Raw genomic sequence first — 18,502 nt, forward strand, 5'->3', positions numbered from 1 at the left:
CCAGCTTCATTCTGCTATCGCCCGGAGAGCCGCATGCCTTCTGACCTGTGGAGTTTTGCCAGTTGTTGCTACGCGCGCCCCGGCGCTGAAACGGCCTGTCTGCAGCTGCAGGCGGCGGGTGCCGATGTCTGCCTGCTGCTGTGCGGCGCGTGGCTGGAGGCTCGCGGGGTGGCGTGTGACGAGCAGCGCGTGGCGCAGCTGCAAGCCATCAGCGAACCCTGGCAGCGCCAGGTGGTGCGCCCGCTGCGCGAACTGCGCCAAGGCTGGCGTGAGGCGGCACAACTGGATGCGGCGCGATTGCGCCTGCGCGAACAGGTCAAGGCACTGGAGCTGGAGGCCGAGCGCGAGCTATTACGGCGCCTGGAAGTGCTGGCGGGGGAATGGCCAGCACACAAAGAACCGGCGGCCTGGCTGGAACAGCTGGCCGCCGGTGCGGGAGAACAACACCGCGACGCGCTGCAGGTGCTGCGCGTCGCGGCAACCAGCCAGGCTTAGACGCCGGCTGGCGGGGTGCTGCCATTGCTGCTGGCCGGCACGGCGGCTGGCGCAGGAGCAGCAGCCGGGGCTCCTGCAGGCTTGGCAGCGACCGGCTTGGCGGCCGGGGCTTTCTTCACTGGCGGTTTTGCGGCGGGCTTGGCAGCGGGTTTCGCCGCCGGCTTCGCTGTTGCCTTGACCGGCGCCTTGGCCGCTGCAGGTTTAACCGCGCTAGGGGCAGGCTTCTTCACTGCGGCAGGCTTGGCAGCAGGTTTAGCGACCGGCTTGGTAGCAGCCTTGACCGGCGCCTTGGCGGCAGCCGGCTTGGCTGCGCTGGCTACTGGTTTGACTGCTGGCTTCTTCGCCGCCACGGGTTTGGCTGCTGGCTTGGCCGCCGGTTTCGCGGCCGCTTTGACCGGTGCCTTGGCTGCAGGTTTGGCCGCCGCGCTGGCTGCCGGCTTCTTCGCTGCAGCAGGTTTAGCGGCTGGCTTGGCGGCGGGTTTAGCCGCTGGCTTCGCAACGGCCTTGACCGGTGCTTTTGCCGCAGCGGGTTTAGCCGCAGCTGCTGGTTTCTTCGCTGCCGGTTTGGCGACAGGTTTTGCCGCAGCCTTGGCCGGCGCCTTGCTGACACCCGGTTTTGCCGCGGGCTTGGCGGCAACTTTTGCAGCAGGTTTTGCGGCCGGCTTGGCTGCCGTTTTCGCCACAGGTTTTGCTGCAGCTTTGGTCGCCGGTTTAGCGGCGGGTTTGGCCGCTACCTTGGCTGCCGGTGCAGCAGTTGTACGGCTGCTCAGCGCCTTCGAGGCGGCCTCGCGAACCTTGCCGATACCCTGGGCCAGTTTCAGGCTTTCCTGGGCATCGCGCTTTAGCTGCACGATGTAGCTGCGAGTTTCCGCCTGACGGGCTCTGAGTGCGCCGAGCAGGTCTTCCAGTTCAGCGACGGCCGCCTTGGCTTTGTCCTGCGCCTTGACCTTGCCGGCCTTGGCTGCGTCCTGCAGTTTGCTGCGGGTGTTGTGGAGTTTTTCCTGCGCCTTGCCACGCTGCTTTTCCAACTTGGTCAGCAGCCCTTCGGCTTCGACCAGAGCCTGCGAGCAGGCCTCTTCCAAATGTTCGAGCAGGCTGTGGGAAAGTTGCTGAAGCAGATGCAAAGGAGTGCTAACGGACTTCTTGTTGTTGGTCGACATGACGACCTCCTAACGGACGTTGGTGACCCCATACTAGACGCCCGTTTCGGCTGTCGCTAGCAGCAACATTGAGTCGACGCCAGCAACAGGCATAATCGCCGACGAATCCGTGCGGAGAACCTGTTCATGTTGCGCTACTCGCTGTTGTTGCTTTGCCTGTTTTCCAGCCTCTCGCCGGCTGCACAGCAACAGGACGATCTGGCCTACAGCATGGGCGCGCGCCTGGGCGAAAGACTGCGTAGCGAAGTGCCGGATCTGCAGCTGGAAGCGTTGCTCGAGGGCCTGCGCCAGGCCTATCGCAACGAACCGCTGCGCCTGCCAGCCAAGCAGATGGATCGCCTGCTGGAGGAACACGAAACGCAGCTGAGCCAGCAGAGCGAAGCCCATCGCCGCGAGCAGGCGAGCCTCGCCGAAGGACGCTTTCTCGCCACGCAAAAATCACAGCCGGGCGTGCATGAACTGGCGGGCGGCGTACTGATCCGCGAGCTGCGTGCCGGGCATGGAAGAAAGCCATTGGCGAGCAGCCGAGTGCAGGTGAATTACCGAGGCGAACTGGCCGATGGCAGCCTGTTCGATCAGAGCGAGGGGCCGCAATGGTTTCGCCTGAACGCGCTGATCCCCGGCTGGCAGACCGCCTTGAAAGCGATGCCCGTAGGTGCGAAATGGCGGGTGGTGATTCCAGCGGAGCAGGGCTATGGCCACGAAGGCGCCGGGGGTTTGATTCCGGCAGATGCACCGCTGGTATTCGAGGTGGAACTGCTGGACGTCACCGACTGAGTCGGGCGTCCAGCGGCAGGTGCAGCTCAGGCAGTCGGTAGCGCCTGGTGCTTGTGTGCGGTGTGCAGCACTTCGATCAGGCAGTCTTCCAGTTCGAAGCGTTCGTGTAGCAGCTGACCCAGACGTTTCAGCTCGGCCGTGTGCGAAGCGCTGTCGCGGCAGTCGCCATTGTCGCAACGGTCGTTGAACGCCAGCGCCACTTCGGTAATGGCTTCGATGCGTGGATAGATCTGCTTGGCCAAGTCCAGGCCACGCTGATCACCAAAGGTCTTGGCCTCGGCGGTCAGCTGCTCGTAAACCTCGAAATGCCCAGCCGATACATAGTCGACCAGAATCTCGCAAAAGCGCTGCAGCCCGGCTGCATTGGCCGCCGGCGCCTGTGGCTTGTCACCACTCAGGGCCCCGTAGGCATTCACCAGTTCGTGGCGCTCCTGAAGCCAGCGATCGATCAGCTGGTTGACCCCTCCCCAACGTTCCTGGGCGTTCTGGCAGCTCTCGAGCATGATGTCCTCACTTCCCTACTGGTACAGGCGGATAACTCAGCCCCGAGCCGATTTTTTGGCAACTTGGGCCGCCGCGGAAAAATACCCGGCGAAGTGCCGGATTACTGACGAGACGTTGGGCCAGAGTATGCCTGCACGCCTCGCGCTTCAAGCCACCTTGATCGGGAATTTAGTCGTAGGTGCCATTTCGGCAGTTGGCGCAAATCCATCCTGCGCGGCAATCCACAGGGCGAGCATCTGGCGTCAGGCGGCGGCGCGAATCGAGTGGGCGAAGTCGACGCTGCGCTCAGTGACGGCGCAACAACTGCAGCAGGCTGAACAGGATCATGCCGACGAAGGCCAGCAGGCTCCACTCCGGCACGCTCATGCCGAACAGTGTCCAGGTCACGGATGCGCAGCCAGCCGTGCCCTGCCATAACAGGCCCACGACTTCCGACAAGGACATGCTCGCCAGCATGAAATCCAGGCTCGGAGAGCAGCTACCCAACTGGTCCACCGGGACATTCTGCAACCACACCTGACGGGCAGCCGTGCCGGCGCCGGCAGCGGCGAACAGCAACGTCAGCAGCGCATAAATGCGCCGCCCAAAACGCTGCGGACCGTGGATCGCAGCGGCCAGGCAGACCAGGACGAAAAGGATGACAAACAGGCGCTGGACGATGCACATCGGGCAGGGCTGCAACCCAACCCCATGCTCCAGGTAAAGCGCGCCCGCCATCAGCAGCAGACCGCCGAAGCCAGCAAGAAGGAACAACCAGCGCGAGGCGGCCAACGCCATGGGAACTCCGAAGCCAGCGAGAGGCGGTTACGCTAGAGCACAGCCGCGCCAGCTTACAAGGTTGTGTGCGGCACCTCGCCCAGGGCCAGGCACCGCACGTTCGGTGCCACTCAGCCTACCGTTGGCAGCGGCAATTGCGGCAGATTCTGGCCGTGCAGGGCGAGGCTTTCCTGCAGCAGCTGGTTGCTCTGCTCCAGCTGCCCCTGGCGGGCCAGCAGGCGGGCCAGTTCGGCACAGGCTTCGGCACTGCGGGCAAACTCCAGGCTGAGCTCGAAGTACTCGCGCGCCTTGCCCCACAAACTGTTCTGCAGGCACAAGCGACCCAGGCAGAGCAGCAAAATCGGGTCCTGAGGATGCAGCTTGAGCAGGGCTTCGGCGGTCTGCAGCTGACGCGCCGGATCGCTGCCACGCAGCAGGCCGTAGACGTGCACCAGCTGGCTGTCGTAGCTCTGCTTGAGCGCCTTGCGCAGCACGCCCTCGGCCTCTTGCTCGGCGCCTAGCAGGCGCAACTGCGCCGCGTAGGCGGCGAGCAACTCGGGCTCGGCCCGTTGCGCCGACGAGAGTTGTTGCCAGGCCGCGGTCAGTGGCTGCAGGGCAGTCTCACCGCGAGTCAGGCCATCCTCACCCGCGGCCCGCAAACGCGCACGCCAGACCTCGCGCTCCAGGTTGGCCAGTTCTTGCGCGTCCAGTACCTTGCCCTTGCGCAGCTCCGGCAGCAGGTCGAGCAGAGCCGCCCAGTCGCCCTGGCTCAGTAGCAGGCGCTGCAACTGACGCAGAACCTGGCGATGCTGCGGATGACGCGCACGCATCGCCTGCAGGGTTTCCTGGGCGGCAGCGTAGTCGCCACGGGCCTGCTGCAATTCGGCATGGGTCAGGGCGATGGCCAGTTCCGCATGCGGCTGGCGTTGCAACGCCTGTTCGAGGAAGCCATCGCTCTGCTCGATATGGCCCAGCTTGTTGGCCGCACGGGCGGCGCCCAACAGGTACACCAGCGGTTGCCGCTCGCCCTGAGCGGCACGTTCGAGGTGGCGCACGGCACGCTCCCAACGGCCCTCGGCCAGGTCCAGCAGGCCCTTGTCGGCGAACAGCTGGGCGCGACGGCCGTGGTTATGCCGTGACCAGGGATTGACCAGGCGCCCGGAGACCCGCAGCAGGCGCCACAGCCAGCGCACGCCCCACACCAGCAGCCAGAGCACGCCAATCAGCAGCAGGAATACCCACAGGCTGGACTCGTAACGGAAGGTCTTCCAGGCAATCAGCACATAGCCACTGTGCTCGGCGATGGCCAAGCCCAGCAGGGTGGCCGCCGATACCACCAGGAGCAGCAGGAGAATGGTGCGGATCATTGCCCGCCCTCCTCGACTGCCGGCGCGCTGGCCTCGGGCATCAGGTCGGCCGCTTCACGCTGCTTGAGATAGGCCTGCAAGGCATTCAGCGCTTCATCCAGCTTCGGTGGCTCGGTCACCACCGACTGCTGGCTCAGCTCGCCAATGCGCTGCTGCAAGGCCATCACGGCCTGGTTGTCACGGTCGAAGTAACGGTCGAGCACCTCGCGCGCGGACGCCAGGGCCTGGCGATACACCTCCGGCTGCCCATTCAACGCGCCCCACTGCGCCTGCTCCAACGCCAGCGCGAGGGTCAGGCGCACCTGCGCCAGGCTCTGCCCGGCCAATTGCGGACGGACATCCTGATCGGCATGCAGATCCACGCGGATATAGCGCGACAGCTCGGCCCACAGATCATCCCAACGGCTGCTGTCACTGGCATTCACCGCGCTCGGTGCCTGCGGCGGCAGGATGTATTCGGGCGCCAGCATCTGCAGCTCGGCGACCTGCGCACGCAGCGCCGCCAGTTGCAGGAACAAGCCGCTGCGATCGACCTGCGGCAGGCTGCGCAGCGCTTCCAGAACCTTGATCAGCTCACCGCGTGCGGCAAACGCCTGGGGATCTTCCTGGGCGCGCAGGATGTCATCGGCGCCCTGCACCAGGGCGGTGGCACTGGATACATCCTGCAGCGCGGTGAGGCGCAGCATGGCCAGGCGCATCAGGTGTTCAGCCTCGGCCAGGCGCCAATCTTCGCGACTCTTGCCCAGCACCTCGGAAAGCGTCTTGGCCAGTCGCTGCTGGTCGCCCTGCAGAGTCACCAAAAGATCACGCTGGGTAGCGATTGCAGCGGCGGTGGGTATACCGCTCAGGCGCTGCTCGACGCGCTGTTCACTTGCCTGCAATTGCTGTTGCGCGGCCGCCCCGGCTTCGTTGAATTGCGCCAGCAAGCGCGCGCTCTGCGTCTGCTGCTGGTACAGCTGCCAGCTGCTCCAGCCGGCGGCGCCCAGCGCTGCGATGGCAACCAGCAGGGCCAATCCTGCAAGGCCGCGGCCCTTGGCGGGAGCAGCCGGGGTGATGGTTTTCGCCTCGGCATCGGGTTGCGAGGGCGATGTGATGATCTGCGGGGCTGTTTCGCTCACGTGTCCTTCCTTTGCATCAGAGAGTCGGCGCCGGGCTTGCGCGCAGGGCCGCCAGAACAGCCGCAGCACTCGCGCCGCGACAATCGATAACCTGCAGGGCGCCGGCGGCGCGGGCCAATTCGGCGACCCGCGGGCTGGGTACCAGCAAGGGTAGCCGAGCCAGCTCCGGCCAGGCTGCGCCAGCCAGCCGGCACAGATGCTCAAGGCCCTGTGCACTGCTGACCAGCACGGCATTCAGTCGTTCCCCCCGCACGCGCTGCAGCAACGTATCGGCAGGGTAGTCAGGCAACACACGACGGTACAGTTCCAGGTAGTCCACCTGGGCACCACGCGCGCGCAGCGTCTCGGCCAGCAGCTCGCGGCCGCCCTGCCCGCGCAGGATCAGTACCCGTGGATTGGCCACTGCAAGCGCCTGCTGCAAGGCGGGCAGACCCAGCAGTGCCTCGCTGTCATCACCCTCGGCCGGAAAGCTGACGCGCTGGCCATGGGGCGCCAGGTACTCGTCGAGCACCAGGGCAGTGCCGGCGCCCACACTGAACCAACACGGGCCACTCGGCGGCTGCGGCCAGTCGCGCTGGAGCAGGGCCAGCCCCAGGCGCGCCGCTGGTTTGCTGACCGTGATCAGCGCGCAGTAACGTGGCAGATCAAGGATCGTGCTGCGCTGCTGCGGCGTCTGCGCCAGGGCTTCGGTTTCCAGCAGTGGCAGGCTGTTGCTGAACACCCCGGCGTCGCTCAGGGTCGCCGCCAGGGCCGCATTTTCGGCAGCCGGGCGCGTCAGCAGCAGACGCCAGCCGATCACTCCGGATCGGCCTCGCCATACACCGCTTTGAGAATGGCCGCCGCGCCTTGCGCCAACAGTTGTTCGGCGACCTGTACGCCAAGCGCTTCGGCGCTCTCGACCGGCGCACGGCCTTCGGCGCGCAGCAACTGGCCTCCGTCAGGCTGGCCGACCAGGCCACGCAACCAGAGTTGCTCGCCCTCAAGCAGCGCGTAACAGGCGATCGGCACCTGGCAGCCACCATTGAGGTGTTTGTTCAGCGCGCGCTCGGCAGTGACGCGCAAGGCGGTGTCGCGATGGTGCAGCGGCGCCAGCAAGGCATGGATGGCGCTGTCGGCGCTACGGCACTCGATGCCCACTGCGCCCTGGCCACCAGCCGGCAGGCTGTGCTCGACGCTGATCGAAGAACGGATACGGTCTTCGAAGCCGAGGCGAATCAGCCCGGCGGCGGCCAGGATGATGGCGTCGTAGTCACCGGCATCCAGCTTGGCCAATCGCGTGTTGACGTTGCCGCGCAGGAACTGGATTTTCAGGTCCGGGCGCCGCGCCAGCAGCTGGGCCTGGCGGCGCAGGCTGGACGTGCCAACCACGCTGCCGGGCGGCAGATCATCGAGGCTGGCGAAGGTGTTGGAGACAAAAGCATCGCGCGGGTCTTCGCGCTCGCAGATACAGAACAGCCCCAGGCCTTCGGGGAAGTCCATCGGCACATCCTTCATCGAATGTACGGCGATGTCGGCCTCGTTCTCCAGCAGGGCGGTTTCCAGTTCTTTGACGAACAGGCCTTTGCCGCCGATTTTCGCCAGCGGCGCATCGAGCAGCTTGTCGCCACGGCTGACCATCGGCACCAGGCTGACGAGCAAACCAGGATGGGCCTCTTCCAAGCGGGCCTTGACGTATTCGGCCTGCCACAGGGCCAGGGCGCTTTTGCGGGTGGCGATGCGAATTTCGCGGGACATGATCACTTCCGGAAACAGAACTGCCGGGAATGATAACAGGCCAGAAGGCCTTGGGTCGGTGCAGGATTGACGCGCCCCGGAGTCGGGGTAGCGACGAATCAGAACCTGTTTACGACCGTCTGAATTAGAGCCAGACAAGGCGCTACGATCAACGGGAGTAACAGCCGTAAGGCTGGCCCGCAGGGTGAGCGCTAGCGAATCAAACGGCCGAGGAAGCGCAGTTTACGAGTTGTAAATGAGCATTCCGAGGCCGCTTTTAACGAAGGCTGGCCGACAGTCAGGAGGTCGTAAATAGGTTCAGAGGTTGTGCATCAGCTTACGCACACCGGCCACATGACGCCGGCTGACGGTCAGCGCTTCACCGCCCATGCCCTTGAGGAACAGCTGGAAATGCCCGAGCGGCGTGCGCTGCAAGCGTTCGATGCGCTCGCGGGCGACCAGCGCGTTGCGGTGGATACGCACGAAGCGATCACCAAACTCGTCCTCCAGCGCCTTCAACGGTTCGTCGAGCAGCACCTCACCGCCCTCGTGGCGCAGCGTCACGTACTTGTGATCGGCGATGAAGAAGATCACCTGTTCCAGCGGAATCAGCTCGATGCCTTTGCGCGTGCGCGCACTGATATGGCTGCGCGGGCCGACACTGCTGCCTGGCGCCGGGCGAGTCAAAGCGGCCAGCTGTACGCGGTTGGGCCGCTCGGCCTTCTTCAGCGCCTCGACCAGGGATTCCGGGCGCACCGGTTTGACCAGGTAGCCAACCGCACTGACCTGGAACGCCTCGAGGGCGAACTCGTCATGGGCGGTGCAGAAGATCACCGCCGGCGGTGCTTCGCGCTCGCACAGTTTGGCCGCGACCTGCAGGCCATCGAGGCCGGGCATGCGGATGTCCAGCAGCACCACGTCGGGGCGCAGGCTTTCGATCAAGGCCAGGGCCTCTTCACCATTACTGGCCGCGGGCTCGAGGACACGATAACCCTCGAGTTCGCCAACCAATCGGCTCAGGCGCTCGCGGGCAAGGGGTTCGTCATCGACGATCAGCACATTCATATTGCTCTGGCTTCCTGCGTGAGTCTCGCACAAGGATAGCGTAGACAGGTGAAGTGGCGCCCGTCACGGCGATCCACGCTGAGACTAGCTCGCGGCCCAAAAAGTGCCGCTAGACGTGCGTCTATGTTCACCAATGCCTGATGGGTACCGCGCGACGGCTGCTGCTCGGCACCCGCCTCATAGGGGTTGCTCACACAGAGCTGGAACACCCCGTCTGCATACTGCGCCTCGACCCGCACCAGCCCCCCTTCAATACGCGGCTGGATGCCATAGATCAGGGCGTTCTCCAGCAGCGGCTGCAAAGTCAGTTGCGGAATCGGCAAATCATCCGGTACTTCGTCCACCTGCCAATCCAACTGTAGTCGCTCGCCGAGACGATATTGCTCAATCGATAGATATCGTTTGGCCAATGCCAGTTCCTCGCTCCAGGGCACCAGGGTGCCGGGCTTGGCCAGGCTGGCGCGGAACAAATCGGAAAGGTCGAGCACGGCCATCTCGGCCTTCTGCGGATCGACCACCACCAGACTGGCGATGCTGTTCAGGCTGTTGAACAGGAAATGCGGGCGAATCCGCGCCTGCAGCGATTCGATGCGTGCCCTGAGCTCCGCCTGCTGCTGGCGGCGCGACTCGCTCTGCAGGTAGAAATAACGCAGCAACAAGGCTGACATGATCAGGCTGATCAGCGCATGGCGCAGGTACAGGTTGACCTCGCCATCGCGCGGCAACGGCCCGCCCAGGTCGTAATAATCGGCAACCACGGTGCAGCCCAGGGTCAGGCCCACCACCAGCGCGCAGCACAGGCTGCCGGCCAGCGCCGCACGCAGACGTGCCAGCAGCGGGCGCAGACGGCAGAGCACGGCAGCGGAAAGCAGCACGATCCACTGCACGAACAACGAGGTCAGCGCCAGGCGCACCCAGTTGAACCCAGGCTGCATGGGCTCGGCCAGCACCAGCACCAGCACCAGCAACTCGGCCAGCAGCACCATGCTCAGCAGCGCCTCCGGCAGGCACAGTTCCGGCAGGAAGAAATCTTCGCTGGGGGCCAGCAGGCGCCCTTTGTTGAACCATTCGATACGCATCCGGACAGTTTCCTTGTGCGCCCTGCAACCAGCAAGCCAGAGCGCTCCATTCGGGCGAAAAGCACCGCAAAAGGGTCGTCTGAACAGTAAAAGTGTGAGCCTTGCGACAATTTGCCGTCGGCCATAGTGGTGGCCGGTTTTACTGGCAACGCTGTTATTATCGGCACACTTTGTCCGTTTCGCAGGCGCGCGCCTGCCTTTCCCGCGAGTTCTGCCATGAGCACCGAGAAGACCAACCAGTCCTGGGGTGGCCGCTTCAGCGAGCCAGTCGACGCCTTCGTCGCCCGTTTCACCGCCTCCGTCGAGTTCGACAAGCGCCTGTATCGCCACGACATCATGGGCTCCATCGCCCACGCCACCATGCTGGCCAAGGTCGGCGTGCTGACCGACGCCGAGCGCGATGCGATTGCCGCAGGCCTGACGCAGATCCAGGGCGAAATCGAGGCGGGCCAGTTCGACTGGCGCGTCGACCTGGAAGACGTGCACATGAACATCGAAGCGCGCCTGACCGACCGTATCGGCGTGACCGGCAAGAAGCTGCACACCGGGCGTAGCCGCAACGACCAGGTGGCCACCGACATCCGCCTGTGGCTGCGCGACGAGATCGACCTGATCCTGGCCGAAGTCACTCGCCTGCAGCAGGGCCTGCTGGGCCTGGCCGAAGCCGAAGCGGACACCATCATGCCCGGCTTCACCCACCTGCAGACCGCCCAGCCGGTGACTTTCGGTCATCACCTGCTGGCCTGGTTCGAAATGCTCAGCCGCGACTACGAGCGCCTGGTCGACTGCCGCAAGCGGGTCAACCGCATGCCGCTGGGTTCGGCCGCCCTGGCTGGCACCACCTACCCGATCGCCCGCGAAATCACTGCCGAACTGCTGGGTTTCGACGCCGTTGGCGGCAACTCGCTGGACGGCGTGTCGGATCGCGACTTCGCCATCGAATTCTGCGCCGCCGCCTCCCTGGCGATGATGCACCTGTCGCGCTTTTCCGAAGAGCTGGTGCTGTGGACCTCGGCGCAGTTCCAGTTCATCGATCTGCCGGATCGCTTCTGCACCGGCTCCTCGATCATGCCGCAGAAAAAGAACCCGGACGTACCCGAGCTGGTGCGCGGCAAGACCGGTCGCGTATTCGGCGCGCTGATGGGCCTGCTGACCCTGATGAAAGGCCAGCCGCTGGCCTACAACAAGGACAACCAGGAAGACAAGGAACCGCTGTTCGACGCCGCCGACACCCTGCGCGACAGCCTGCGCGCGTTCGCCGACATGGTCCCGGCCATCAAGCCCAAGCACGCGATCATGCGTGAAGCAGCACTTCGCGGCTTCTCCACCGCCACCGACCTCGCCGACTATCTGGTACGCAAGGGCCTGCCCTTCCGCGACTGCCACGAGATCGTCGGCCACGCGGTGAAATACGGCGTGCAGAGCGGCAAGGACCTGGCCGAGATGAGCCTGGAAGAACTGCGCCAGTTCAGCGAGCAGATCGACGACGACGTGTTCGCCGTGCTGACCCTGGAAGGCTCGGTCAACGCCCGCGACCATATCGGTGGCACCGCACCGAACCAGGTGCGCGCCGCCGTGGTACGCGGCAAGGCACTGCTGGCGACCCGCTGATCGCCAGCCAACGGGAAACGGACTTCCCATGGCCACCCTGATCTTTCTCTACGGTTGAGTCCCCCATGTCCCTGCATATCCGCCCCGCGACCCTCGACGACGCCGCGCAGATCCTGCGCTTCATCATCGACCTGGCGATCTACGAAAAAGCCGAGCACGAGGTAAAGACCGATGTGGCCGGTATCCAGGCCAGCCTGTTCGGCGAAGGCAGCACGTCCCACGGACTGATCTGCGAGCTGGACGGCGTACCGGTTGGCTACGCCGTGTACTTCTTCAGCTACTCGACCTGGCTGGGCAAGCACGGCATCTACCTGGAAGACCTCTACGTCAGCCCCGAGCAACGCAAAATCGGCGCCGGCAAGGCACTGTTGCGTCACCTGGCCCAGCTTGCCGTGAGCAAGGGTTGCGGGCGCCTGGAGTGGGCGGTGCTGGACTGGAACACCCCAGCCATCGAGTTCTACGAATCCTTCGGCGCCAAGCCGCAGGATGAATGGACGACCTACCGCCTGACCGGCCAGGCCCTGACCGACTTCGCCGCCGGCTAAACCTGCTCAATCGGCCCTGCAATGCACCTGCAGGGCCGGCAAGTCCCGCTCAGCCCCTGGCCTTGACCGAAGCGATGAAGGCGGCCATCCCGGCCTCCTTGTCGGCGGCGATCTGCTGCACATGGGGGTTCTGGTTGAGCAGGGCGAACAGCGCCTTGGCCGCCGGCAGCTCGGCGAGCAGGTCGAAGTCGAACACCTTCTTCGCCACGATGCTGGCCAGGTCGACGCTGTAGAGGAAATACAGATCAGCCAGGCTGAATTGCTCGCCCGCCACATAGGGGCCGAACGTAGCGTGACGCTTGAGCGCGGCCACGCCGGCGAGCAGTTCGGCCTTGGCTTTGGCCTTGGTGAATTCGTCGACTTTGCCGCCGAAGAAGGCCTCCGGGTAGCAACTGCGCGCCGGCAGTTCGAGGTACAGCTCGATCTCCTTCATCAGGGCCCGCACCCGGGCACGCGCATAGGGCTCGCTCGGCAGCAGCGCCCGCCCTTCGCCACGCTCTTCGAGGTATTCGAGGATCGCGCTGGTCTCGTTGATGAAGCCCTGTTCGGTCTGCAGCACCGGCACCTTGCCGCGCGGGCTGATGGCGAGGAACTCCGGGGTCTGGCCACCGTGCACGGTGACGATCTCGAAGGGCAGGCCCTTTTCCAGCAGGGCCAGTTTGACCATATTGAAGTAGTTGCTGACGGCGAATCCGTGAAGTTTGAGCATGATCGGGACCACTAGGCAGGGGGAAAGCCCCTGTTATAGCTGGCCGCACCATTCCGTGCAGCTTCATTGGCGCGCTGAATGCGCCGCCCGCCAGCCAGGCGTGGCAAACTGCCGGCCTGCTACCGAGGAGTCGCCCATGAGCGAACATGACGACAGCGAAGAAGAAGCCTTCGCCGAAGAAACCCTGATCCAGGCTATCGAAAACCAGCTGGAGGCGGATAACCCGCCGGCGGCCAAGGCGATCTACAACAAGCTGACGCTGGTCGGCTACGAGCGCGAGGAAATCCTCCAGCTCATGGCCCTGGTCCTGGCTCACGAGATCGACGCCATGCTGCGCGCCGATCGCCCGTTCGATACCGCCTGGTACGAACAGGCCCTGCGCGCCCTGCCGGAGCTGCCCGCCGAGGGTTGAGCTTTGTTGACCCAGGTCTATTGCTCCCCGGTCGCGCACTGTTAAGGTGCCTGCATCCTCCGGCCGGGAAGTACATGCCTTGGACCGCTCTATCCGCCGCCTTGGCGCGGCGTCGCTGCTCGCCCTGATCGGCCTGTGCATGCCCGCACTGGCCGACGAGGTGTTCCGCATCGGCGCCGAGGATGATTGGTACCCCTTCACCGCCTACCGTGACGGCCAGGTGCAGGGCATGTCGGTGGACATCGTGCGCGCCGCCTTCGCCGCCAGCGATACGCGCATCGAGCTGCTGCCCTACCCTTACTCGCGCTGCATCGAGCTGACCCGCACCGGGCAGCTGGCCGGCTGTTTCAATACCTCGCCGGATGCGCGCATCGCTGCCGAATACCGCCTGCCCGCAGAAGCGCTGTTCAGTGACGACATCCTGCTGTGGGCCAATAAAGACCAAGCCAAGCCGATCGACGACCTGCAACAACTGGCCGGGCGCCAGATCGCGGTGACCATCGGCTACGAGTACGGCACCGCCTTCGACACCCTGCAGGGCGTGCAGCGGGTGCCGGTGCGCCGCGACTACAACGGTTTCCTGATGCTCCAGCACGGCCGTGTCGAGTTCACCGCCGCCTATCGCGGTACGGCCCGCGCACTGTTCCAGGAACACCCCGAGCTGGCCGGGCAGTTCGTCCCGGTCGCCACCCTGCACCAGCCGCGCCTGTACCTGAGCTTTTCGCGTTATCACGCCCAGGCGGAAACCCTGCTGGAGCGCTTCGACCACGGCATGCGTGCGATCAAGGCCAACGGCCGCTACCAGCAGATACTCGCCCAATGGCAGCATCAACAGGCAGCAGACTGAACCATGCCCGCTACACTGCACACTGGCCCCACAACAAGAACCCGGAGTCCCCATGGCCTATACCCCCGAATTGGTTGCCGAGCTGGAAATCCTCGCCCTCTACAACCTGGATAACGTGCAGGAGGGCATCAAGGTGCATAACAACGCCACCTCCAAAGCCCAGATGGCGATCACCCGCCTGCATGAAAAAGGCCTGGTGACCCAGGCCGACGGCGGCTACCTGACCAGCCTCGGCCTGGATGCCGCCGAGCACGCCCAAGCCCTGCTCACCATCCTCTGCCCGCAACACGCCTGAGAACCAGGTTACGGCTTCCTGACTGTCGGCCAGCCTGCGTTAAAAGCGACCTCGGAATGCTCATTTACAGCTGTAAACTGCGCTTCCTCGGCCACTTTTTCCTTGGCTGGCTCTAATTCAGAAAACCGTAACCAGGCTCTTATCCCGCCCGCTGCCCCGTCAGCCATGCGCCACCCTCTAGCCAATCCCCCATCGCGCCGATACAGGAACAAGAGCCTCTGCCGCGCAAGCGCAGCGACTGATAGGCTTGCTCCATCCATCGCTTCGAGCAGTTCATGACGCGCACCCAGGAAATCCGCCCGGACATCAATGACGGCATCGACCGCAAGGTGCTGGCGCAACTGCGCGCGCGCTTTCTGCAGGTCAATGGTGGCCGCCTGGACCGCGCCATGCAGGCGCTGTCGACACGCCAGCAACTGGTGCTGCGTCTGTTGCCGCTGCTGTTCCACGTCAACCATCCGCTGCTGCCGGGCTATGTCTCCGGTACCGCACCGGCCGGGCTGTCCGGTTTCGAGCCGGACGAGGCGATACTCGCCGAAGCCATACGCCTGACCCGCTCCTTCACCTACAAGCCTCGACGCGGCAACCCGCCGATGCCGATCCACGGCCTGTTCCTGATGGGCAGCCTGGGCACCGTGGCTCAGGCCGAGCAGAGCGACATGGACTTGTGGGTCTGCCATGACCCATTGCTGCCGGCCGCCGCCGTGGCCGAGTTGCGCCGCAAGTGCGACCTGCTGGAAGCCTGGGCCGCGACCCAGGGCGCCGAGGCGCACTGCTTCCTGGTCGACCCGGCACGCTTCACCCTCGGCGATCGCGAAGACGCCCAGCTGACCTCCGACGACTGCGGCACCACCCAGCACTATCTGCTACTCGACGAGTTCTACCGCACCGCCATCTGGCTCGGCGGGCGCACGCCACTGTGGTGGCTGGTACCGGTCTATGAGGAAGCCAGCTACGCCAGCTACACCCAGGCACTGCTGGGCAAGCGCTTCGTGCGCGGCGAAGAGGTGCTGGACCTTGGCAACCTGGCGCGCATCCCGCCGAGCGAGTTCATCGGCGCCGGCATGTGGCAGCTGTTCAAGGGCATCGAGTCGCCCTACAAATCGGTGCTCAAACTGCTGCTCACCGAGGTCTACGCCAGCGAGCATCCCAAGGTCGAATGCCTGAGCCTGCGCTTCAAGCAGGCGGTGTTCGCCGGGCGCCTGGACCTCGACGAGCTGGACCCGTACATCGTCGTCTACCGCCGCCTGGAGGAGTACCTCACCGCACGCGGCGAGCGCGAGCGCCTGGAACTGATCCGCCGCTGCCTGTACCTCAAGGTCAACAAGAAGCTCAGCAGCCCGCCCCGCCACCGCGCCAAGAGCTGGCAGCGCCTGCTGCTCGAGCGCCTGACCGGCGAGTGGAACTGGAGCCCGCGCGACCTGGCGATGCTCGACAGCCGCAGCCAGTGGAAAGTGCGCCAGGTCAGCGCCGAGCGCCGCGCGCTGGTCAACGAGCTGACCTACAGCTACCGCTTCCTCTCGCAATTCGCCCGCACCGAGCAGACCGGCAGCCAGCTCAACAGCCGCGACCTCGGCGTGCTCGGCCGGCGCCTGTACGCCGCCTTTGAGCGCAAGGCCGGCAAGATCGAATTCATCAACCCGGGCATCGCCCCGGACCTCGCCGAAGACACCCTGACCCTGGTCAACAGCCCCAGCCCGGAAGCCGAAGGCGAAACCCAGTGGGCGCTGTACAACGGCAGCCTGAATGGCCAGGAATGGCCGGACTTCGCCCCGCTCAAGCGCGCCCGCGAGCTGATCGAACTACTCGCCTGGTGCCACCGCAATGGCGTGATCGACAGCAGCACGCGCCTGTCGCTGCACCCGGGCAGCAGCGACCTGACCGAGTTCGAGCTATCCAACCTGCTCAGCAGCCTGCAGCAGGCCATCCCGCTGCCGCTGCCGACGGTTTCCGAAGACGCCCTGCTGCACGCCGCCGAGCCGGCCACGGTGCTGCTGCTGGTCAACGTCGGCATCGACCCGCTGAAGGCGCACAGCCAGCTCAACGTACACATGACCACCGGGCGCACCGACTCGCTGGGCTACTCGGGGGTGCGCGAGAACCTGGTGCTGACCCTCGACCAGCTCAGCCTGAACAGCTGGAACGAGCTGCTGGTCAGCCGTTATGACGGCCCGCACGCCCTGCTCGACTGCCTGCGCGACTTCCTCAACAGCCTGCCGGCCGATGGCCGCCGGCCCAACCTGCGCGTGCGCTGCTTCTGCCGCAACCGCGCAGCGGCCATCGCCCAGCGCGTCGAGGAACTGTTCAGCGACGCCCTCAGCCATCTCGGCGAGCAGCACCAGCGCTACCTGCTGCAGGTGCAGCAGCACTATCACGTACTCGAACTGCAACCGGGCCAGGTCAGCCATGCCGCCCTCGGCGATCTGCCGGCGCTGATCGAGCACCTGGGTGAGGAACAGCCGGACTACAGCCCGCTGCACCTCGACCGCTACGCCCTGGAAGGCGAAGACCTGGCGCTGATCCTGCCCATTGGGCGACCGGACTGCATCCAGGTGTTCTACCGCCTCGACGGCCAGCAGGCCGAGCTGAGCGTGCTCGACGAGTACAACGCGCTGTGGCGCCAGCGCCTGCCGTACCGTGACGAACAGAGCCTGCTCACCCCGCTGCAACGTTTCCTGCAATCGGTGCTGTACCGCCGCAATGCCCTGCTGCCGCTTGACAGCCCGCTGCCGCCGGCGGCTCTCGATGTGCTCTATTACGAAGTGCTGCCGGCACCGCCGCAGCGCGCCAAGCATCTGGAACGCCGCGCGCCGCCGCAGGCGCCGGTGAGCCATCCGTTCTACGACGTACAAGCCATCGTCGAGCCGGCCGACAACGCGCGCGTGCATGTCACCCTGTACTGCAACCACCGCGAGTTTTCCGAGCTGGAGTACGGCCACGAACTGTTCAGCGCAGTGGCGCGGCACATCCTCGCCCAGCGCCGCGAGGCCGAGCGCTACCCCTGCTACATCACCGACCTGGACCTGTCGCGCATCCTCGGCGACGGCCACGCGCAGACCATCCACTACCTGCGCTACAAGACCGAACTGGAAACCGCGCTGAACAGCGCCCTGCAGAGCGCCTGACGCGCAGCACGGCAGAGGCTTAGCCGCGCATCGGCGCCTGCGGGTGCTGCAACGCATACAGGTAGCAGTCCGCCATGCTGTGATTGGCAGCCACCCCGCCATAGCTGGCGGTAAAGCTCACCGCCTGGCCGAGGTGCTGATAGAACAGGCCATCGCTGTCGGCCGGCGGCACTTCGGGCACCAGGTCACTGTCATTGACCACGCGATAGGTGGGCACGCCGAGGCCGTTGTAGGCGGCGGCGAAATCCACCGCCGCCAGCCGCGGACTGGCGAAGTTGTAGTGCTGCAACGGCTGGTCCGGCCAGCGCTCGTGCAGGTCGAGCACAGCCATGCTGCTCAGCGCACAGCCCAGGCTGTGCCCGCAGGACCACAGCGGCCCACGGGGCTGCAGGCTGTCCAGCGCCGCCAGGGCGAGATCGCGCAGCGAACCGTAGAGTTTGAGAAAGCCGGCATGCACTCGCCCCTGGCCAGGCTGCCAGGGCCAGGGTTGCTGCTCGGCGTCCAGGTCATCCAGCCAGTCCTGCGCCGACTCGGTGCCACGCAGCACCAGGTAGGTTTCGCCCTGGTCGTTGGCCGCCGCAAAACCAAAGGGTTCGGACTCGTTGAGAAAGTGCAGCTCGCTGAGGATGCTCCACACCGGCGCCGAAAAGCGCCAGCCGGGCATGCTCGGCGGCGCCCAGTGGAAGTCCTCGGCGCGCCGCGGCTTACCCTGCGCCAGCCACTGCTGGTACTGCGCATAGGCCTGATCGACCAGGCCGGCGCACAACAGCGCACGATCGAGGGAAAAGCCGGAAGGGAAATACAGGGGCAGACTGGACATGAGCGGGGCCTCCTTGCCGATGGGACTGACTCTAGCCCAGCACACGGGGTGCACACATCGATTCGACTGATGATTACTACGCTGCGAGCGCATTATTCAATCGA

Annotated in this window: 19 protein-coding genes; 8 read left to right on the forward strand and 11 right to left on the reverse strand. The window is 65.2% G+C overall.

The annotated features are described in order from the left end of the window. The first annotated feature begins 33 nt into the window (after positions 1 to 33). Complete coding sequence (locus tag H3H51_RS03250) at positions 34 to 495, forward strand: TIGR02444 family protein (RefSeq protein WP_183087579.1); 462 nt, start codon at positions 34 to 36, stop codon at positions 493 to 495. Here H3H51_RS03250 and H3H51_RS03255 read toward each other — a convergent pair. After that, a complete protein-coding gene (locus tag H3H51_RS03255; protein WP_183087580.1) occupies positions 492 to 1,655 on the reverse strand; it encodes an AlgP family protein in 1,164 nt (387 codons plus the stop codon). The genes H3H51_RS03250 and H3H51_RS03255 overlap by 4 nt on opposite strands. A 126-nt stretch (positions 1,656 to 1,781) precedes the next feature. On the opposite strand from H3H51_RS03255, the gene H3H51_RS03260 reads away from it, so the two are divergent. Further along, positions 1,782 to 2,432, forward strand: a complete 651-nt coding sequence (locus H3H51_RS03260; protein ID WP_183087581.1) for an FKBP-type peptidyl-prolyl cis-trans isomerase — start codon at positions 1,782 to 1,784, stop codon at positions 2,430 to 2,432. A 26-nt stretch (positions 2,433 to 2,458) separates the two neighbouring features. On the opposite strand, the gene rsd is transcribed toward H3H51_RS03260, so the two are convergent. The 8 genes from rsd to H3H51_RS03300 all read right to left on the reverse strand — a co-directional run bounded on the left by rsd (position 2,459) and on the right by H3H51_RS03300 (position 10,034). Beyond that, on the reverse strand, positions 2,459 to 2,935 hold the full coding sequence (gene rsd / locus H3H51_RS03265) for a sigma D regulator (RefSeq protein WP_183087582.1): 477 nt from the start codon (positions 2,933 to 2,935) through the stop codon (positions 2,459 to 2,461). A gap of 286 nt (positions 2,936 to 3,221) precedes the next feature. Beyond that, the gene (locus tag H3H51_RS03270; protein ID WP_183087583.1) at positions 3,222 to 3,713 is read right to left on the reverse strand and encodes a disulfide bond formation protein B; all 492 of its coding nucleotides are present in this window, start codon (positions 3,711 to 3,713) and stop codon (positions 3,222 to 3,224) included. A 110-nt stretch (positions 3,714 to 3,823) separates the two neighbouring features. Continuing rightward, a complete protein-coding gene (locus H3H51_RS03275) occupies positions 3,824 to 5,059 on the reverse strand; it encodes a heme biosynthesis HemY N-terminal domain-containing protein (protein ID WP_183087584.1) in 1,236 nt (411 codons plus the stop codon). After that, a complete protein-coding gene (locus H3H51_RS03280; RefSeq protein ID WP_328803612.1) occupies positions 5,056 to 6,177 on the reverse strand; it encodes a uroporphyrinogen-III C-methyltransferase in 1,122 nt (373 codons plus the stop codon). Before H3H51_RS03280 ends, H3H51_RS03275 begins: the two co-directional genes overlap by 4 nt. Positions 6,178 to 6,193: 16 nt before the next feature. Beyond that, the gene (locus tag H3H51_RS03285; protein WP_183087585.1) at positions 6,194 to 6,976 is read right to left on the reverse strand and encodes a uroporphyrinogen-III synthase; all 783 of its coding nucleotides are present in this window, start codon (positions 6,974 to 6,976) and stop codon (positions 6,194 to 6,196) included. Next, entirely contained in the window at positions 6,973 to 7,914 is a 942-nt protein-coding gene (gene hemC / locus H3H51_RS03290) for a hydroxymethylbilane synthase (RefSeq protein ID WP_183088023.1), read from the reverse strand. Before hemC ends, H3H51_RS03285 begins: the two co-directional genes overlap by 4 nt. Positions 7,915 to 8,208: 294 nt before the next feature. Continuing rightward, positions 8,209 to 8,955 carry a LytR/AlgR family response regulator transcription factor gene (locus tag H3H51_RS03295; protein ID WP_183087586.1) on the reverse strand — a complete coding sequence of 249 codons (747 nt, stop codon included), beginning with the start codon at positions 8,953 to 8,955 and terminating at the stop codon, positions 8,209 to 8,211. Then, positions 8,952 to 10,034: a sensor histidine kinase gene (locus H3H51_RS03300; protein WP_183087587.1), complete on the reverse strand. Its 1,083-nt coding sequence runs from the start codon at positions 10,032 to 10,034 to the stop codon at positions 8,952 to 8,954. Before H3H51_RS03300 ends, H3H51_RS03295 begins: the two co-directional genes overlap by 4 nt. A 216-nt stretch (positions 10,035 to 10,250) precedes the next feature. Between H3H51_RS03300 and argH the strand changes: the two genes are divergently transcribed. Next, positions 10,251 to 11,645, forward strand: a complete 1,395-nt coding sequence (gene argH / locus H3H51_RS03305) for an argininosuccinate lyase (protein ID WP_183087588.1) — start codon at positions 10,251 to 10,253, stop codon at positions 11,643 to 11,645. A 65-nt stretch (positions 11,646 to 11,710) separates the two neighbouring features. Continuing rightward, a complete protein-coding gene (locus H3H51_RS03310) occupies positions 11,711 to 12,190 on the forward strand; it encodes a GNAT family N-acetyltransferase (RefSeq protein WP_183087589.1) in 480 nt (159 codons plus the stop codon). 49 nt (positions 12,191 to 12,239) lie between these two features. Here H3H51_RS03310 and H3H51_RS03315 read toward each other — a convergent pair whose 3' ends face one another. Next, positions 12,240 to 12,899, reverse strand: coding sequence for a glutathione S-transferase family protein (locus H3H51_RS03315; RefSeq protein ID WP_183087590.1), 660 nt, complete (start codon positions 12,897 to 12,899; stop codon positions 12,240 to 12,242). Between the two features lie 136 nt (positions 12,900 to 13,035). Here H3H51_RS03315 and H3H51_RS03320 point away from each other — a divergent pair, with 136 nt between their 5' ends. From H3H51_RS03320 to H3H51_RS03335, 4 genes are all read left to right on the forward strand, one after another. Beyond that, a complete protein-coding gene (locus H3H51_RS03320; protein ID WP_183087591.1) occupies positions 13,036 to 13,311 on the forward strand; it encodes a hypothetical protein in 276 nt (91 codons plus the stop codon). 79 nt (positions 13,312 to 13,390) lie between these two features. Further along, complete coding sequence (locus H3H51_RS03325) at positions 13,391 to 14,158, forward strand: substrate-binding periplasmic protein (RefSeq protein ID WP_407926456.1); 768 nt, start codon at positions 13,391 to 13,393, stop codon at positions 14,156 to 14,158. A 52-nt stretch (positions 14,159 to 14,210) separates the two neighbouring features. Then, positions 14,211 to 14,453, forward strand: a complete 243-nt coding sequence (locus H3H51_RS03330) for a TIGR02647 family protein (RefSeq protein ID WP_183087592.1) — start codon at positions 14,211 to 14,213, stop codon at positions 14,451 to 14,453. Between the two features lie 275 nt (positions 14,454 to 14,728). Continuing rightward, complete coding sequence (locus H3H51_RS03335) at positions 14,729 to 17,578, forward strand: class I adenylate cyclase (protein WP_183087593.1); 2,850 nt, start codon at positions 14,729 to 14,731, stop codon at positions 17,576 to 17,578. Positions 17,579 to 17,597: 19 nt separating this feature from the next. Here H3H51_RS03335 and H3H51_RS03340 read toward each other — a convergent pair whose 3' ends face one another. After that, positions 17,598 to 18,398, reverse strand: a complete 801-nt coding sequence (locus H3H51_RS03340) for a lipase family protein (RefSeq protein WP_183087594.1) — start codon at positions 18,396 to 18,398, stop codon at positions 17,598 to 17,600. Between the last annotated feature and the right edge of the window lie 104 nt (positions 18,399 to 18,502).

The sequence above is a fragment of the Aquipseudomonas ullengensis genome, from assembly GCF_014174475.1.
GTDB lineage: Bacteria > Pseudomonadota > Gammaproteobacteria > Pseudomonadales > Pseudomonadaceae > Aquipseudomonas > Aquipseudomonas ullengensis.

Excerpts from the sequence above, each read along its gene's own strand:
- H3H51_RS03250 (WP_183087579.1), top strand. The coding sequence starts at position 34 with ATGCCTTCTGACCTGTGGAGTTTTGCCAGTTGTTGCTACGCGCGCCCC.
- H3H51_RS03255 (WP_183087580.1), bottom strand. The coding sequence starts at position 1,655 with ATGTCGACCAACAACAAGAAGTCCGTTAGCACTCCTTTGCATCTGCTT.
- H3H51_RS03260 (WP_183087581.1), top strand. The coding sequence starts at position 1,782 with ATGTTGCGCTACTCGCTGTTGTTGCTTTGCCTGTTTTCCAGCCTCTCG.
- rsd (WP_183087582.1), bottom strand. The coding sequence starts at position 2,935 with ATGCTCGAGAGCTGCCAGAACGCCCAGGAACGTTGGGGAGGGGTCAAC.
- H3H51_RS03270 (WP_183087583.1), bottom strand. The coding sequence starts at position 3,713 with ATGGCGTTGGCCGCCTCGCGCTGGTTGTTCCTTCTTGCTGGCTTCGGC.
- H3H51_RS03275 (WP_183087584.1), bottom strand. The coding sequence starts at position 5,059 with ATGATCCGCACCATTCTCCTGCTGCTCCTGGTGGTATCGGCGGCCACC.
- H3H51_RS03295 (WP_183087586.1), bottom strand. The coding sequence starts at position 8,955 with ATGAATGTGCTGATCGTCGATGACGAACCCCTTGCCCGCGAGCGCCTG.
- H3H51_RS03300 (WP_183087587.1), bottom strand. The coding sequence starts at position 10,034 with ATGCGTATCGAATGGTTCAACAAAGGGCGCCTGCTGGCCCCCAGCGAA.
- argH (WP_183087588.1), top strand. The coding sequence starts at position 10,251 with ATGAGCACCGAGAAGACCAACCAGTCCTGGGGTGGCCGCTTCAGCGAG.
- H3H51_RS03310 (WP_183087589.1), top strand. The coding sequence starts at position 11,711 with ATGTCCCTGCATATCCGCCCCGCGACCCTCGACGACGCCGCGCAGATC.
- H3H51_RS03315 (WP_183087590.1), bottom strand. The coding sequence starts at position 12,899 with ATGCTCAAACTTCACGGATTCGCCGTCAGCAACTACTTCAATATGGTC.
- H3H51_RS03320 (WP_183087591.1), top strand. The coding sequence starts at position 13,036 with ATGAGCGAACATGACGACAGCGAAGAAGAAGCCTTCGCCGAAGAAACC.
- H3H51_RS03330 (WP_183087592.1), top strand. The coding sequence starts at position 14,211 with ATGGCCTATACCCCCGAATTGGTTGCCGAGCTGGAAATCCTCGCCCTC.
- H3H51_RS03335 (WP_183087593.1), top strand. The coding sequence starts at position 14,729 with ATGACGCGCACCCAGGAAATCCGCCCGGACATCAATGACGGCATCGAC.
- H3H51_RS03340 (WP_183087594.1), bottom strand. The coding sequence starts at position 18,398 with ATGTCCAGTCTGCCCCTGTATTTCCCTTCCGGCTTTTCCCTCGATCGT.